Origin of the sequence: Arcicella aquatica (assembly GCF_034928825.1) — a bacterium.
GTDB classification, from domain to species: Bacteria; Bacteroidota; Bacteroidia; order Cytophagales; family Spirosomataceae; genus Arcicella; species Arcicella aquatica.
Window position 1 is genome coordinate 75,724 of sequence record NZ_JAYFUL010000011.1, and the last position, 17,656, is coordinate 93,379.

The window sequence follows — 17,656 nt, forward strand, 5'->3', positions numbered from 1 at the left end:
CATACACAAACATGAAAATAGTTCTACACAAGCGGAGTTGTTTGTTAATCCTTTATTTGGTACAAAGCTTTTGGGCTTTTGCCGATAAAGGATACAAATACTCCAATGAAGAAAAACCGAACAAAACAAGTATTGTTGCCAATGCTAGCAAAAGTCATGAAATTGATGAAGGGCAACGATTAAATCATTTAAACTACAAGAACAAAAAAATATTACGCAATGCTCAACTTAGTAGTGCATTAGACAAAGCCGTTGCCCAAATGGGTAATGTAATGAGTTTGATGGATTATTCCGAGTTCCCAGCAGAGCGAGCTAATGTATTTGTAGATTCCACCACTACTAACGATCGTGCGGAAGCTCAAGCACTTTTTGATGAGATTGCAAAAACAAATAGTTATATAAAAACAATTAACAACGGAGCCATATTATCGCTACCACAAGGTATCCGTTGGGGGAATGTAGATGAAAGTGGGAACTCTGCTGGAGGCAACTCTATTACTGTTGGTATAGCCAGTGCCACTTTTAAGCCAGAGTATACCATCTTAAAAATGTATGTTAAAATCGAGATAGAAACCCCTAATTCAAAAGAAGGTACTAAAAAGATTTTATTCTTTGGGTCTGATAATATAAAAATTAGTCAAGATGGGGGCTTTATCGGTGATACTCGATTAGTCCTTTTAGGAGATTACAAAATACCCTTTGGTAAATTTGATTTTATCATGCATGGCGGTTTGAATAAATCGACAGGTCAGTTTGCTGATTATACCTATATTTCAGTTGACTGTGAAGGGTTTAGAGAGTTAAAAGTAACGGGTAGTTTACAATTCCCGACAAATGTACTAGTAAAAATAGATCCTTTAACTGGAGTAATAGAAACAGGCAAGAATGTAATTGGCGAAATAAGTGCTTCCCTTTATGATATTAATGATTTACGCTTTGAGGTAAGTCTCCCGGCTTTTGCCTTAGCAAGTGCACCAACATGGGGTTTTGTGGTGCAAGGATCTGTTTTTGATTTCAGTACAAGAACTAATTCGCCAGAAACAGTATTCCCAGAAAAATATGCGAGTGATTATTTCCCACCAGAGTCAGATGGCTCTCTAGCCATTAATACTTGGCGAGGAATATTTGTTAAAAATTTAGAAATATTACTACCTAGAGAATTTAGGCGAAAAATTTCAGCTACCCAAACCGTAACCAATCGAGAAAGGGTTGTTGCACAAAATTTATTAATTGATGAAAGAGGGGTAAGTGGTAGTTTTAGCAAGATTCCAGTAATTCCGTTGAGTGAAGGAGATGCTTCTGGGTGGAGTTTTTCTGTAGATAGGCTGTCTGTTGTTTTTGAGACCAATAAGTTGATAGGAGGCTCATTTAATGGTATTGTTCAATTACCTATTGCTAATGATACAACTACTCAATTACAATATAATGGAGAAATAACACCAGTAGGTGATATGTCGCTTACGGTTTCACTAAAAACAGGTATTAGTTTTGCAGCTTTTAAAGGATATATAAAACTTACAGAGGGAACATCAGTAAGATTAGAGTCGCGTAATGGCAAGTTTATACCTACCGCCAATATTAATGGAGAGATGGGTATTTATGTCAAAAAAATATCTACTGGTATTAAAGCAGATAGTGTAGCAGAACAAAAAACATCAATAATACAAGTACCAAGTATTAAAGTTCAAGGCTTGGTATTAACTGGTGACCCAGCCTTACCTTGGATCAGCCTTGGCTATGCTGGCTATGAAAAAGAAATTAAAATATCTGGCTTTCCTGCAAGTATCACTAGTTTAGCGATAAGTACTAGTTCATCTACGTGTAATTTACGCCTAGGTGTTAGAGTAGCTTTAATGAAAGATAATTTAGCAGCTACTACTTCTTTGAAATTTAACGGAATAATAACTTCAGATAAAAAAATTGTATCTGGAACTCCAGCCATTAGCATTGAAGGAATAAAACTTGAAAAAATTGATGTTGGCCCATTTCTTTTAGACGGAATGTTATATATCAAAGAAGATAGAGCAGAGCAAGGCTGGGGAGGCTCTTTAGCCTTTTACGTAACGAAGCCGTCTGAAATTAAAGTGGCTTCTGCTGTAGCGAGTTTTGGCTATAAGCAAGATGAAGATTACCGTTATTGGTATGTAGGAGGTAGTTTTGGTAGTAATAGTCAATGGACAGATGCAAACAGACCAAAAGTAGGTGTTCTTGGTCTTCAACACTTGATGTTTTCGCTTTTTAGCAACTGCACACCCAACAAGACAATTACAAACGAAAATGATGGAGCTAATGTAACACCTAAAAAAGGTACAATTGGTTTCATTGGTTTAGTAAAAATGGGAACCACATCCATGGATGCTGAAGCAGGGTTAGAATTAGCACTAAATGAAAACTGGGGACTTAATAGATTTGGATTAATAGGCTCTGCTTCATTTTCTAAGCCCGCTGGTGCTCCAGATGTTAATAAAATGTCCACAAAATTTACTGATTGGACTAAAAAAGCTAAATCAATTGATTCAAAATCGCCAGGTAATGGCTGGAGAGCAATAGCTTATGGAGATTTTAATCAACCTGATGCCCAAAAGGAAAATTTTAAAATTCGCCTATTATTAAATGGGGACTTTGAAAAGGGAATTTATCATGGTGAGTGTGACTTTTACGTAAATATTGGGACTACTCTAAAAGGGAACCAACCATATGGATTAGCGGGAAAAATTACTGCACACGTAGAAACACAGGCTAACAATCCTAAGTTTCCTGGTCAGAAAATGTGGTATTTCCACATGGGAAATCCTGATAATAGAATCACCGTAGGGGCTAATCTGCTGGGGAATACCTTTAAAACAGGTTTTTATGTCATGACCGGCTTTGGTTTGCCAGCAGCACCAGGGTTGCCAGCATTTTATCAAAAAGCGCTTGGATATAAAGCTAGTAGTTATAAAAAGCCAGATTATGGAAATCTTTCAGAAGGAACTTTTGGAACGGCCTTTGGTGCTGAGTTGTCGTATAGACAGAGACGAGAGTATGGAATAGGGATTGTTTATGCATATTATAATTTAAAATTTGGACTTGGCTTTGATTTTATTACTAGAGATTGTGGGGCTGGTAGTTGTGCTGCAACTTATCCAGGTAGTACATCAAGCTGGTTAAGCTCTGCACAAGCTTATGCTTACTTAGAAGGAAGTGTTGGAGTAGGTATTGATTTATGGCTATTTAGTGCTGAGGTTGAACTTATTAATGCTGGTGTAGGAGCTCTCATCAATGCTAATTTCCCTAAGCCTATGGGTGGGTGTGCAAACTTGATAGTTTGGTATAAAATCTGGAAATATAGAGGAAGCTTTGATGTAGAATATAAATTTGGAGATAGATGCAATAGCTGTAATGGACAAGTAATAGGATGCCCTAGAGATTATTATAGATAATAAGTTTTACACACATATATAAGATGAAATTAAGATTATTTTTAAGTATAATTTTCTTGTTGAGTTTCTACATCATAAAAGCTCAAAGAAAGGATTCTATTCAAATTACTATTAGTGCTAAAACCGATAGAATGTTGTTACGTTGGCAACCGAATAATGAGTTTGTTTGGGAAAAAGGAATTAGCTTAACTGATGGGGGCTACTATGTAGAAAGAAAGACAGTAGAAAGAAATGGTGTTTCGGTTAGTGAAAATTTCATTAGATTAAATAATGGACAACCCATTAAACCAATATTAGAAGCTGATTTTAAAACTTGGTTAGAGCCGACAAAATATATAGTAAATGATCCAACATCAAGGAACTTCGGAAAATATACTACCGATAGTGTCTATCATTTGATTGCAGCTCAAGCAATGTATAAAACTACTAGAAGTACGCCACTTTCGTCAACATTAGATGTCGATACTAATCGTAATGAAAAAAGAGCAAGATATGATTTTGCTATGCTTGGTGCTGCATTTAGTTATTCAGCAGCTAAAATGAGTGGACTGGGTTACGTTGATACACAAGTATTACCCAATGAAAAATATCAGTATCGTATAATACTTGTTAACTCAATACCAGCAGATAATATACAAAGTGAAATCAGTAAAGTTGTAACAACAACTAATATAAATCAACTGCCAACTATTCCTAAGCCAAGGTTTAAATTTACACCAAATCAGGCTGAGTTAGATTGGCGAATAGATACATTATCTTTAAAAGACAATTATATTGGTTATCATATTGAAAGAGCGGTAGGTATAGAACCATTTAAAAAAATAAATAAACAAATACTCGTAAAAGCATATCGTGGAACAGAAGATTCTGTAAGAATATCTGGCGTAGCAGAAGTACTTGCCTATCGTGATAATCCTATTTTAAATAAAAAAACATATTATTACAGAATCGTAGGAAAAACATTATTTGACGAATTGGCATATTCAGCACCGATATCAGGAGTTGCACTTCCTGATTATGTGCCAACGGTTAAGTTTGCTGACATGATAGATGCAACCAACCTAAGAATTAACTGGGAATTTAAAGCACCTATAGATTCTGCTCAAACTACTGCTGATACGAATGATATAGTACCTATCAAGAAATATATTATTGAAAGAGGCAGTAATGACTCAACATTCGTTATTGTAAAAGATAATATTTCGGCAAATGATACTACTGCAATAATTACATTCCCAAATGGAGGGATTATTAATGCTAGTGATGCTCATTATTTAAGGGTAATTGCTGTACCTAATTTATTAGGAGCAAAAAATTTTGTTTCAAGTGCTATTCTTGTTCAACCAATTGATTCAATTGCTCCATACCCTCCCAAAATAATTGATGCTAAATCTAAAATCTTGACTAATGTATCAGATGGTGAAATTACATTAACGTATCAAGCAGATGCTAGAGATAATGATGTAGTAGGGTTTCATATTTTCCGATCCGATAAAGCAGGGAATGAGACCGTACAGATTAGTAACAAGTTAATAAGTACAACTACTTTTAAAGATACAATAAACACAACGCTATTGAATGAAACAATCCTTTATAGAGCTTTAGCAGTTGATAAAAGAGGGAATAGGTCAAAGCTGTCAGATTCTATTATAGTACAACGTCCTGACGTTATCCCCCCATCTCCACCTATTATTAAAAGCGCAAGTACCATTCAGTCGGGAGTTCAATTAAAGTGGATAAGAGGGAAAGATAGAGATTCAACTCTTAACCATGCTGTTTATAAAAAACAAATTCCAAACGATGCTGAATGGATTGTGGTAGTTGAAAATCTTACTAAAAAAACCGATACAGTATATACTGATAAAAATGTATTAGCTGGGAAAAGATATGTATATATGGTAGTCGCCACCGATAGAAGTGGGAATAAATCTGTAAGTATTCCTAGGATTGTTGATGTTCCTAATTCATTGGCGTACATGACAGAAATTACCTCAATTAAAGCTTTAGCCAATAGGTCTAAAAAAGCAATAGATATTAATTGGGAAGTAAAAGGTGAAAATGTTAGCCAATTTCAAATCTATCGCTCTGTTTATCCAAATGCCTTGACTTCTTGGAATATTCTTAGTGGAGATGAATTGGCAACTATTGATAGAAGTGTGGAAAAATTAACTAAATATAGATATGCTATTCGAGGAGTTTTGTCTGATGGTTCTGTTACCAAATGGATTACTACAGATGTAGAATACCCTGATGATTGTGAAAAAACATTTAAAATAGTAAGAAAGCTTGAACTTACAGGCAATACTCTTGATGAAGCTTGTGAAGAAATAGAATTAAAACCTGGTTTTGATACAAAAAACACAACAAGTAATCAAAAAAATGAATATAAGACAAAACTCAGTGGTCAAAATTAAATTTAATAAAATACCTAACTAATGAACAGTATACGTTACATCATACTATTAAATTTTTAACAAAATATGCAAATGAAAAAATTATACACCTTGGTTATTTTGATACTATTAGTGCAACAATCATTTGGCCAAAATACTTTCCCTACTACAGGAAATGTTGGTATTGGCACTACTACTCCATCTACTGCACTTGAAGTAAATGGGGTTATTAAACAAATATTTGGAAGATATTTTTACAAGATTAGTGATACTACAGATGTTATCATCAAAACTTCAAGAAGTGATAATAATCAAGTAGGATACTTTAAAACTAATGGTTGGGGGAGGTTTTCTTTTAGTAATGGCTTAGCGGTTGGGCTTGATTTTCCAGCCAACAATTATTCTGGATTACTTGTTAATGGCAACGTTGGTCTTAACACAACTTCTCCTTCAGAAAAACTTGATGTGGTTGGAAATATTAAATACTCACAATTATTAAAGCCGAATGGTATTACAGGAACTGACAGACAGGTTTTAATGAATATTAGTGGAACTTCTAATGCTTGGACAACATTAACAACTTTACATTTGTCAGATTTTTCTACAGAGATGGCAAAATATCTTAAAGCGAGTGGTGGAACACTAACTGGAAATATAGGGTTGCCCTCAGACAAAACGATTACTTTTAACGACAAAACCGCTACATATCCAACAGCCCAAGGAGGTCTTGTTTGGGATTTGAATGCTGCTGACAAAGCTTCAATTTATGCTTATCAACCAACGGCCGATATAACCAATTTTGTTTTTCAAGTAGCGGATGATGGTCTTGATAGATTTGTATTTAAACGTAAAGATTGGAACGGGGCGGTTAATGATGTTTATCATCTTTATATGGATGATAATAAGGTGGTATTCAACTATCCTGATTTAGATGGAACTACTGGCACATCAAAAAATATGGATTTTTATATCATGGGTAATGGACAACCTAACAAGAATTTAACTAGTCCTATTTTTAAAACGGTTGCCTCAACCAACAGAGTAGGTATAAATACAGGAAGTCCACAAGAAGCACTTGATATAAATGGAAACTTAAAACTTAATGGTAAATTAAAATATGGAACAAATGATTCAAGAACAGAAACAAGAAATGATGCGGGATTAAGAGGAGATGCAGGAGCTCAATCTGGGTTTTATACGACATCAAGTCCTGTTAATTATCCCAAAAATGCTACTGGTTTCTGGCACTTACTTGATGTTAGACACAGTAATTTAACGGATAATTATGCGATGCAATTGGCAGGTTCATTTGGAGACCAAAGGTTATACTTTAGAAAAACTAATAATAACCCAACACAACCATGGAGAGAAATACCAACCTTAGATACTACAGGAGCTTTAACCGTTAATGGAACCCTAACACTTTATGGTAAATTAAAATATGGTCCAAATGATTCAAGAACAGAAACAAGAGATAATGCAGGATTGAGAGGAGATGCAGGGGCTCAATCTGGATTTTTTGTAACACAGACACCTCTTAATTATCCTAAAAATGCTAGTAGTTGGTGGCATTTATTAGATGTTCGTAGTACGGGTACTAGTAATAACTATGCTATGCAGTTAGCTGGTTCATTTTTTGACCAGAAACTATATTTTAGAAAAGTTAACGATAACCCTGCTCAGACATGGACTGAAGTTGCTACCTTAGATACCACAGGAGCTTTAAATATAGTAGGTTTAAAGCTTAGCGGTAAATTAAAATATGGAGCAAATGATTCAAGATCAGAAATTAGAGATAATGCTGGATTAAGAGGTGATGCGGGAGCTCAGTCAGGATTTTTTTATACACAAGCACCTGTCAATTATCCTACAAATGCCACTAGCTACTGGCATTTATTAGATGTTCGTTCTGGAGGTATTACTAATAATTATGCTATGCAGTTTTCAGGCTCATATTATGATCAAAAATTATATTTCAGAAAAACTAGTGACAATCCTGCTCAACCATGGGTTGAGGTTCCAACGATAGATACAACAGGCAGAATTAAATTTGATAATGATTTGGCATCTAGTAAGAAATCAGTGATCTTGGGTGGTTACACTTATGGTGGAGCCATTAAATTTAGTGCTAATAGTACGACAGCTAACAATAGAAATCTTGAGTTAGGAAATATCAATAATAGTGGTGTTTTTTCTTCAAGTGTAACAATTGGTGCTGAAAATGGTAATGTAAGTATAGGTACGAATACCATTTATAGTGCTTACAAGCTAGCTATTGCTGGCGATATGATTGCTGAAAGGGTAGTTGTAAAATTGAAAACAGCATGGCCAGATTATGTTTTTGCTCCTTCTTATCAGCTTCCTTCTTTGAATGAAGTTGAAAAATATATTACCAATAATGCTCATCTTCCTGGTATTCCATCAGCAAAAGATATTGAAGAGAAAGGCATTGACGTAGGAGATACAAATGCCAAACTTCTAAGAAAAATAGAAGAACTTACTCTTTATATGATTCAAATGCAAAAAACGAATGAAGCACAGAATGCAGAAATAGCTTTGCTAAAAAATGAAATATTAAAGTCGAAAAAATAATGAAATAGTCTTTGAAGGTGGTAAGTTGGCGTGATTGTATGACAGTATATGCCTAGCGGATTTGGGGAGATTGTTCTGTAAAATACCATGACAATGGAGTGGCTGGCCGAAAAGTATAAAGACGTAGAATGTGATGTAAAATAATACTCAACTAGCGATAGGAATCATTTTCCTATTGCTGAGGGCGGTCTAACAAGTGTTTAATACTAAATTATATATTACAGGGTTATTTATTAAACTTTTGTAGCTGAAAAAATAACCCTGAATATATAAAAATGGTAATGTTTTAATTGAGAGCTTCATTGATTAGCTCAATCGAAGTTAATCTATCAGACGGTTTCATTGCTACATTCATAAAAATCATTTCATCGATGCCATAGTTTTCTTGGAAAGATAAAATGGTTTCTTGAAAGAGGTTTTTACAGCCTACTAAATTGATATCATATCCTAATTTTAGGTCTTTGATTACTCTTTTTGCTTTTTGGGTAGTTTCGTGACATGCCCCTGAAAACACCATATTGACTTGTGGTTTTCTATGATGTTTTTGGTAAAAAAGCTCTTTAAATTCACTTAATTTCTCTTTTTGATAGTTTAAGTCGGAACCAAAATGAAAGATAGAACGAGAAAGATTAGAGCCTGTTTCTATGGCACGCGTCATGCTATTGCCATAGCCAACCCCCAACGACCATATTTGAGGCACAAGCCCTTTGAAAGGAGGAATAACAATTTGGTCATTCTCAAAAAGGGTGTCTTCTTCTTGTAATAGATGCACCACTTCTTTGTATTTACGCTCAAAAGAGAGATGTACTTCTTTCTTATCTGCCTTGATAGTATTATTGGCTACGGCTTGACTAACCCCACCATTTGCCATGCCTAAATCAATTCTATCACCATAAAGGTTATTATATAACTTGAAGCTACAAGCTACATGATAAGGGTCGTGAATGCCAATAAGAATACCTGCTACACCTATTCTTATTTTTTCGGTCATTCCTGCAACAATAGGCACAAGTGAATCGGGACAATTCCAAGTAAGCGTTGGGTCGCCAATATGGTGTTCGGCAAGCCATATTCTTGAATAATCTAAGGCTTCTGCATGAATAGCGTATTCGATTAGGTCTTGCACTCTGAGAAGGCTATTCATTTTATTTTCTCTAATGCCAAAGTCAAGTAAACCTATTTTTATTTTTTTCATGGTGATAAAGGTTTAAGAAAGTAAAAATATAGCATCCCATTCCTGAGAACTATCTTTGTGTAATGCTGCTATTAACACTAAAGCTGTTGCTCCAAAACCTTCTAATAACTCCCCAGCTTTATTGGTGTTGTAATACAAAAGTTCTTTTTCAAGATGTTTTAGTGTTTCGGCATACCAAAATTGAGCGGTTTGTTGATAGATGGGTAATCTCGTAATAGCGTATAGCGATTTAAAAGATTGCACCAATCCAGAAGTTCCATGACAAAAATGAGAATCTTTCATATCCGTACTTGCTTGCGAAAGTCTTTGACTTATTGACAATCCAATTTCATCCGCTAGAAGTATCCATGTGTGATTATTAAGCAATTGCCCAGCTCGATACAATAGTATAACCTGATTCAAATCACCATAGCACCAGCCTAGTCTGTTGCCATAAAAACCTTGATTTACGATAGCATCCGAAGGCTGGCTATCATCAAATTTCAGAGGAAAGTAAGAATATTTGTTTTGTTCAAAATCAATAGGCATCATCGTACTCAACAGAAATTCTATTCCACCTTCTACCAACACTTTAATTTTATCTTGAGCAATACCCTTTTCATAAATTTTTAATAAAGAAAGCAATACGCCACATTGCCCATGAGATAAACTTAAGTCAATTTCATAATTATCGGCATGCATAACTTGTAAATGAGCATTGGGAAAAGTTATTCCTTTTTGTCTGATTTCAACAAGGCTTTCTATTTTATCGACCGTTTGTTCTAAGCATATTTTCACAGCGTCGATGTGCGTTCTTTGGCATAAATAATTAACTGCTCCACTTGACCCATACAAGTAATCTGTAGATTTATTACCGAGTAGTTTAACGATACCATCACAGACTAATTCATCAAAAAACGATAGATATTCGTCATATTCTATTTCAATCGTTTCATTGTTTTTCAAGATGTTCATCACCATTCCCAATCCTGAAGCGCCATAAGCCAATGGAGCTGTTAGTAAGTGCGGTGTAGAAACATCGTTGATTTCAGTAATAATCGTCTCTAAAATATCTATTAATCTATCACCCCATCGTTCTTCGTATTGATATTTATATAGGTATGATGCATATAAGAGGCTCCCTATCGAACCTGATAAAAGGGAATGATTAGTAAAAGTGGTATAATACAAGGCATCTGAAATGCGATTAAGCAAAGATTCTTCTCCAGTTAGTTCTTTTTCTATGGATAATTCAAGTAAATCTATCATTGGATGAGGGGTTAATTCAAATGAAATAATTCACTGATAAATTGTAGAGACTCAATTCTATCAGTAAGATTATGAGAGGGATTCATCAAAATAATTTCATCAATACCAAACATTTCGTGTTGCTTAGATATTTCATCAAAAAACTTATTCGGGCATCCTATCGTGTGCCTTTCTGGAGTCATGTTCTGAGCCTTGATGATTTTCTGTGCCTTTTGTGATGTTTTCGAGCAAAAACCAGAAATAGAGAGGTTTATTTTGGGTAAACGACCATGTTTTGCCAAATACTGTTCTCTAAAAATGTGTAATTCGTCTAGTCTCGATTCTTTATCAGACCCCGGGTGGAAGATAGACCTAGAAAAATTTGCGCCTAATTCTAAGGCTTTATCAAGACTTTTATAAGATGACCCTAACATCCATAAATCAGGAATGGCTCCTTTGTAAGGAGGAATAACAACGCCAGTACCATTCTTATAAATTTCGTCTTCATCAACGAGGTAATGAAATAGGTTTTTTATTTTTTCAGGAATCGTTTCCCACATCGTATTATTATCAACGTCTTCGCGTTGTTCGACACACTGTATGGCAAAAGGGTTGACTACGCTTCTGGCAACACCCAAATCTATTCTTCCGGGGAATAGATTTGATAATAATTTAAACTGTGTAGCGACATGATAAGGATTGTGAATACCAATCAATACGCCCGCAGCGCCTATTTTAATATTCTTGGTAATCCCTGCCAAAATGGGTATCATAGGTTGTGGATTGCTCCACGCCAGTAATGCATTTGGGTCATGATGTTCAGAAATCCAGAACCTAGAAAACCCCAAATCGTCGGCTGAAGAGGCATATTCAATAACATCTTCAATGATTGAAAGGCTGTTGATGTTCTTGGCTCTGTACCCAAAGTCAAGCACGCCAAATGATATTTTTTTTGCTGTGGTCATAGTAATAAGAGGTTATCCCATTTCAATTCTTCTTCTGAAATATGCGATAGTAAGGTAAGTGCAATTCCCATCGCTCCATCAATCAAATGTCCAGCACTTTCAACATAACTATTATTAGTTTGGGCTTCGGTAATGTAATCGAATGTCTGCTGAATCCAATAGTTATGAGCGCTTAAATAGGCATCATTCCCCGAACGTTCAGCGATTCGCTTATAGATATGAGCCACTCCTGATGTACCATGACAGAAGTAAGGATTCTTTAATTTAGTCTGCTCAGGTGTTTTTCTCAACATGGATGCCAATCCAACTTCTTCAGCGATATTGATATAAGATTGATTCTTAAATGCCTTCCCTGCGGTGTATAGCAATAAGATTTGGTTTAAATCACCATTGCACCAACCTAAAATAGCATGATAATACAGCTGATTTTTTTCTGAATCAATAGGTGATTGCTCATCGATACAGGTTGGGAAAAAGCTATAATGTCCATTTGTAAAATCAATAGGTCTTTTGCATGACAAAAGGAAATGAATACCTTCATTAACGATAGTATAAATCTTTGCCTGACATATTCCTAGACGGTAGATTTCTAATAAAACCAAGGCAATACCACAAAAACCATGATTAAGATTAAGCACGGTATCATCTAAACGAGGCTTTGCCGTAGAACTAAACGTATTGATATACCGCAACCCTTTATCGTCTCTGATAGCTACTTTCCAGAGGGCATCAACGATGGTTTCAAGGTATTTTTCGATAGCAGGATTTACCAATGTACGTTGTGAGAGGTAGTAAACGGCTGCCATTGGTCCTAGCATAAACCCCACATTTCCTTGTTGTATTTCCTGCAAAGCAGTATTATACAGCACACTATCAAAAGCGGCAAGTTCTTTTTCAAGCTCCAAATCAAATATTTCATCTCGCTTTAATTGATTGATGACTAACCCAAAACCGGTAAAGCCTGTCGATAATAAATGAATGTTTTGTGCTTTAATTTGACCTGTCAATAAATAGTTGGCAGATTTTTCAATCAACTTAATGGCTTTCGTACCATGATTGATGTCATTAGTATATTTGAACGCATAAGAATAGAAAAGGGCTTTCCCAATGTTGCCTCTGAAAAGCGAAAACTTATCACTTTTGTCTGCTTCAATAAGCCCCAAAATATCTTCTAAATGGTGCTCAATAAGATCAATATTTGTTTCTATTTCAAATGAAGTATGCATATTTTCGGAGTGTTTAGAGTAACCAAATTAATTTATCCATTTTGGGAGCATCATCACAAACAGTCTGAATAAAAGCACAGCCAATGCCTGCTATTCCTTGTAGAAAACCAACGTTGGTGGCAAGGTACATTCTGTTCAAATGAGGTAAAAAACCTGCTGTTGAATCGGCAGTATCTTGTCCATATTCAATGGCTCTTTGTTGCCAATAATGAGCAGTCGATAGAAAAACGTTATCACCTGTAAGCCTAAATATCATGTTATAAATCATAGCGTTACCAGAGGCACCATACAATAAGCCCGCATCACGAACCCCTGTTTGTTCAAGGGAACTACGTAAGATAGAGTTTCTTAAAATGCCGATTGCTTTGGTATAAATAACATCATTGCTTAAAGTTTGCCCAACTCTTAGAAGTCCGTAAGATACTCCCAAATCACCGTAGCATAAACTCAGTCGCGAAATACCATTTGTTTGCCCAACAATATCGTCGAAATAATAACCATGCTTTTCAAATTCTTTTGCTTGGGTCAGCAGGAAATGACTCCCTTTTAACATCATTTCAGCACATAGGGAAGGCAAAATATTATGTTCGTACAAATTGGCTAAAAGTGCCAAAATCGCTCCCATCCCGTGACTAATACCTGTATAAACTACTCCGTTTGGGTCGGTTAACTTAGATTTCCAAAACCAGTTGCCGTCTGAATCAATATTCTTTTTTTGATAAAGACCATGTACCAATTTTTCAAGATGGGGTACAATTTTATCGGTACTTTCCAAACGAAAACTATAATAGTTTCCTGCCACTAATGCTCCAGAAAAAGGATCAAAATCTTCTCTTTCTATAGCGTGTTCAAGGTGATTAAGAAGTACCTCGTCAATGCTTTCAAGGATTTCAGCTGCTTCAAAATCAAACCAATTTGCCGTTTGAGTAAACTCTATGAACATGCCAAACTCAGCTAAATCCTTTTCAAAAAAATGACCTTCAAATTTTTCATTTCTCAGTTCATCAAAGGCTTGTGAGAATAAATCTTCGGCTTTTTCAGCATAAGTATTGTCAGCTGTTAAGTGTCCATAATAAAGATAGAAGAGTGCTATACCTAGTCTTCCATTTCCATAGCCAAATCCTTTGATTTGATTTTCGTCTAAGGCTAAACATGTGGCGATATCTTCTATCTTTTGCTTTACAGAATATCTTTTTACTGGTGCCATCGCTTAGTCTTTTATATTCACTCGTCCTTGTTCTTCTTGAGTTACAGTACTTCTTTGACGAGCAGCTTTGATTTTGTTACTACCAAATTTGTAAGTAAACGATGCCCTAACAATTTGGCTTTGCCAGTGGTTAGTACTGCTTGAAGCAAGCCCTGGTAGACGAGAAGTATAATATCCGCGAGCAGTTCTGAAAATATCATCAAAGCTAATTTTTAAGATGGTCTTTTTCTCTGAAAAGCTTTTACTCAATCCCATATCTGCTTGATATTGTGAGTTCTGAACCATTACACCGTAAGCAAGAGCTGATAGGTAATTGCCTGATAATCTAAATGTCCAGTTATTAGGCAAAGTAAAACTATTGTAGATCGTAGCCATATAATAAGGTTTTGCATTACTAATGTCTTGTCCTGCTAATGTAGTTTTGTATGATCCATAGAATCCACCTGCGTAGGTATCGATAGTCCACCAATTGGTGACACTCTGCGAGGCACTAAAGTTTATACCATAGAAGTTTCCAGAGGCAATGTTTTCCATCCTGTTTAATACAATTCTATTGTCGGCACTTTCTCTTCTCATCACTTCAAGGGGTAAGTCAACAGTATTTTCATAGGTAATACTAGTGGTATAAGTCCCTTTGAAAGTATGACTCAACTCTACGGCAGTAGTATAAGAGGGCTTCAAATATGGATTGCCTTGTTGGTAACTGTAACGATCAGAAATGAAAATAAAAGGGTTTAAATCTTCATAAGTTGGACGACCGATTCTGCGACTGTAAGAAAGCGATAGACTATGATTATCGTTGATAGCATCCATGATAGAAAAACTAGGGAAAAACTGGGTATAGTTTCTATCAACCACAGTATTGGTTGTGATAGAATTACCCGAAGAAATAGTTTGTTCTACCCTAAGACCTGCTTGAAGTTGATATTTACTGAAAGATGTTGAATAATTTACATACCCTGCATGAATGCGTTCGCTGTATTTAAAATGATTCGATCGACTAGCATCATTTTGCCAAACCTGATTAGTATTAATCTCGAATTGAGCATTATTGTCCGTTACAACGTCACTGATTTTAATCCCCGTTTCCAGTTTCGCATGTTGACTTAGAGGATGAATATAGTCTACTTTCCCTGCTACGATGTCTACATTGATAGGTAATGTATTACGTAGGAGCAGAGGGCTGAAGATTTCACCTTCATTGCTTTTTAGGTAATTATTGATGGTACTGTTTGCTTCTCTGGCGAAAGTAGAATAGTCAAAATCAGCCGAAATTTCCTGACCAGTTTTGGCATCAAAGATATGCTTGAAGTTGGTGTTAAAATTGAGTCTATGGTTCTTACTAGTTTCGTCTTGACTATTTAAATTAGTGACTTCCAATGTTTTCCCTTCTTTTAAGATTAAGGTCTTGGCATCGTCATGATCTGTACGGGTCGACATAAAGCCATTGGTCAAAAAGCCTATCGTGGTTTTTTTATTCAAAAACCAATCCATCCCCAATTTAAAACTCTGACTGTTAGATTTATACGTTAGTAAATTTTGGTTTTCATGACGATAGTTAAGTATTTTATCACTACTATCATAATATTCGTCAAAACCAGTATTTTCTGAAAATGAATGATTCGTAGAGGCTGCTAATGAACCATATAAATTGACCTTTTCAGTTCTATTATTGATTACAAGACTTGTGTTGCCTCGTCCGTAATCATTTTCATGATACCAACCACTATATCCGCCACCAATAGAGAAGGAGCCGTTTGTGCCTAAAGATTGTCCTTTTTTAGTAATGATATTGATAATGCCAGAGGTTCCAGCAGCATCATATTTAGCAGAAGGATTGGTGATAATTTCAATCTTAGAAATCTCATCGGCGGGCATACTTTTTAATAATGTGTTAGCATCAGACTGAGAAAGGTTCGTCATTCTGCCGTCAATCATAATCTTTACGCCAGATCTACCTTTGAGTAAAATATTTTCGCTGGCTGGGTCCAAAAAAATCATCGGTGCTTTCCCAAGCAACTCAAGGGTATTATTACCTGCTGTTAAACCACTATTTTCAACATTGAATATTATTTTGTCAGATTGTTGTTCGATTAGGGGCTTTTTAGATTTTACGACTACTTCGTTCAACAGCTTGCTATCGAGCTTCATTTCAATAGGCACCAATTTTATGTCTGAATTATTTTCATCAATATTGAAAGCAACAGCCGTTTGCTGATAACCAATCATAGAAATTGAAATTAAATATTGGTTCAACGGAAGGCTTTCTACATTAAATGCACCATCTGAAGCAGTTACTACCCCTTTTACAAAGGTTGAGTCTTTAGCTTTACAAACTTTAATCGTAGCAAAAGGGATAGGTTGTTTTTTTTCATCTAATAAAATCCCAGACGCCTTGCCACCGCCAACGATAGGGGTAGAAGTAGCCGAGTTTGCTTTTGTAGTATTATATGAAATTTCTGTCTGAGAATACAGTTCATTACAACTCATGAAGGCTATAACAATTAGCCATTTTGAATACCTGATGTTCCTTTTCATAATTTGTTTTATTTAAGAGTTCATAATTATCAACCTGTTAGATAAATTTTTCTTTTGTTGATTTTGATACACCAAAACAAGTAATAGAAGAGCGGTATAAGAATTTTTTTAGACCAATTAGGTCAAGACTTTAGACGAAGATGAGATTATATGTAGAAAATAAGACAAAAAATGTTTTAGCGACTAACTATTCCCTAAAATGCCTTGATTTACAAAAGATTCGTCGGAATAAATGATGCTTTAGTCGAATTAGTTTTCGATAGCCCCTTCAAGTATTCAATTTTGACTCAACGATGTCGACAGTCGTCTTATTTATTTCTAATCTTTTAATTATTCAAACAGCATGAAAAAGAAACAAATTTCAACAGGAAAGAAGTTAAACCTCGACAAAGAAACTCTTTCAAAATTGAGTGATGATCAATTGAACAAAATCGACGGTGGTGTTACTGTCGGGAGCTTAACTTGTGGTAAGTCTGAACAAGATGATGATGAAATGTCATGTCTTGCTTGTTCTTGTAACGGAGCTGCCGCACCTGCACAAGCTGCTAAAGCATAGTTTAAAGCATTGTATAAGCAATATCCTGATTCTTGGGTATTGCTTATACTGCTAATGTTTCACCCCAAAACGTTCAATCATCATGAAAAAGAAGCAAATCACATTTGAGAGAAAGCTATCGTTGGACAAAAGCATTATTAGTAAGCTTGATGCCACGCAAATGGATGCCCTTGTTGGTGGAAGTGTAAACACTGCTACCTGTGTGGATGCCGTTGCTGAAGAACTCGAAGCACAGTCTTGTAAGGCATGTTCATGTAACAGTCCTACGAAATATTAAAAAATACCTGAGTATCTAAACAAAATTCGTTTGCTGTTAAGAATAAAATATTGAAAAT

General features: G+C 35.4%; 11 protein-coding genes. 5 read left to right on the forward strand and 6 right to left on the reverse strand.

All coding sequences use genetic code 11. The annotated features are described in order from the left end of the window. Positions 1-11 precede the first annotated feature (11 nt). The 3 genes from VB264_RS09080 (at position 12) to VB264_RS09090 (ending at position 8,407) form a co-directional block, all read left to right on the forward strand. Positions 12-3,422: a hypothetical protein gene (locus tag VB264_RS09080; RefSeq protein ID WP_323248661.1), complete on the forward strand. Its 3,411-nt coding sequence runs from the start codon at positions 12-14 to the stop codon at positions 3,420-3,422. A 23-nt stretch (positions 3,423-3,445) separates the two neighbouring features. Next, complete coding sequence (locus VB264_RS09085; protein WP_323248663.1) at positions 3,446-5,836, forward strand: fibronectin type III domain-containing protein; 2,391 nt, start codon at positions 3,446-3,448, stop codon at positions 5,834-5,836. Positions 5,837-5,908: 72 nt separating this feature from the next. Continuing rightward, complete coding sequence (locus VB264_RS09090; RefSeq protein WP_323248665.1) at positions 5,909-8,407, forward strand: hypothetical protein; 2,499 nt, start codon at positions 5,909-5,911, stop codon at positions 8,405-8,407. Between the two features lie 286 nt (positions 8,408-8,693). Here the strand turns inward: VB264_RS09090 and VB264_RS09095 are convergent, their stop codons facing one another. Genes VB264_RS09095 through VB264_RS09120 form a run of 6 tightly spaced genes read right to left on the reverse strand, consistent with a single transcriptional unit; the run spans position 8,694 to position 16,765 of the window. Next, positions 8,694-9,602 (reverse strand): LLM class flavin-dependent oxidoreductase, encoded by a 909-nt coding sequence (locus VB264_RS09095; RefSeq protein WP_323248667.1) that lies wholly within the window; start codon positions 9,600-9,602, stop codon positions 8,694-8,696. A 12-nt stretch (positions 9,603-9,614) separates the two neighbouring features. Continuing rightward, the gene (locus VB264_RS09100; RefSeq protein WP_323248669.1) at positions 9,615-10,850 is read right to left on the reverse strand and encodes a lanthionine synthetase LanC family protein; all 1,236 of its coding nucleotides are present in this window, start codon (positions 10,848-10,850) and stop codon (positions 9,615-9,617) included. Positions 10,851-10,861: 11 nt separating this feature from the next. Beyond that, the gene (locus VB264_RS09105; protein ID WP_323248670.1) at positions 10,862-11,794 is read right to left on the reverse strand and encodes an LLM class flavin-dependent oxidoreductase; all 933 of its coding nucleotides are present in this window, start codon (positions 11,792-11,794) and stop codon (positions 10,862-10,864) included. Beyond that, positions 11,791-13,020 (reverse strand): lanthionine synthetase LanC family protein, encoded by a 1,230-nt coding sequence (locus tag VB264_RS09110; RefSeq protein WP_323248671.1) that lies wholly within the window; start codon positions 13,018-13,020, stop codon positions 11,791-11,793. The genes VB264_RS09105 and VB264_RS09110 overlap by 4 nt, the downstream gene beginning before the upstream one ends. A 13-nt stretch (positions 13,021-13,033) precedes the next feature. Further along, a complete protein-coding gene (locus VB264_RS09115; RefSeq protein ID WP_323248673.1) occupies positions 13,034-14,227 on the reverse strand; it encodes a lanthionine synthetase LanC family protein in 1,194 nt (397 codons plus the stop codon). A gap of 3 nt (positions 14,228-14,230) precedes the next feature. Then, on the reverse strand, positions 14,231-16,765 hold the full coding sequence (locus VB264_RS09120; protein WP_323248675.1) for a TonB-dependent receptor domain-containing protein: 2,535 nt from the start codon (positions 16,763-16,765) through the stop codon (positions 14,231-14,233). A 343-nt stretch (positions 16,766-17,108) separates the two neighbouring features. Between VB264_RS09120 and VB264_RS09125 the strand changes: the two genes are divergently transcribed. After that, complete coding sequence (locus VB264_RS09125; protein ID WP_323248678.1) at positions 17,109-17,321, forward strand: class I lanthipeptide; 213 nt, start codon at positions 17,109-17,111, stop codon at positions 17,319-17,321. Positions 17,322-17,403: 82 nt separating this feature from the next. Beyond that, positions 17,404-17,598, forward strand: a complete 195-nt coding sequence (locus tag VB264_RS09130; protein WP_323248679.1) for a class I lanthipeptide — start codon at positions 17,404-17,406, stop codon at positions 17,596-17,598. Positions 17,599-17,656: the final 58 nt, after the last annotated feature.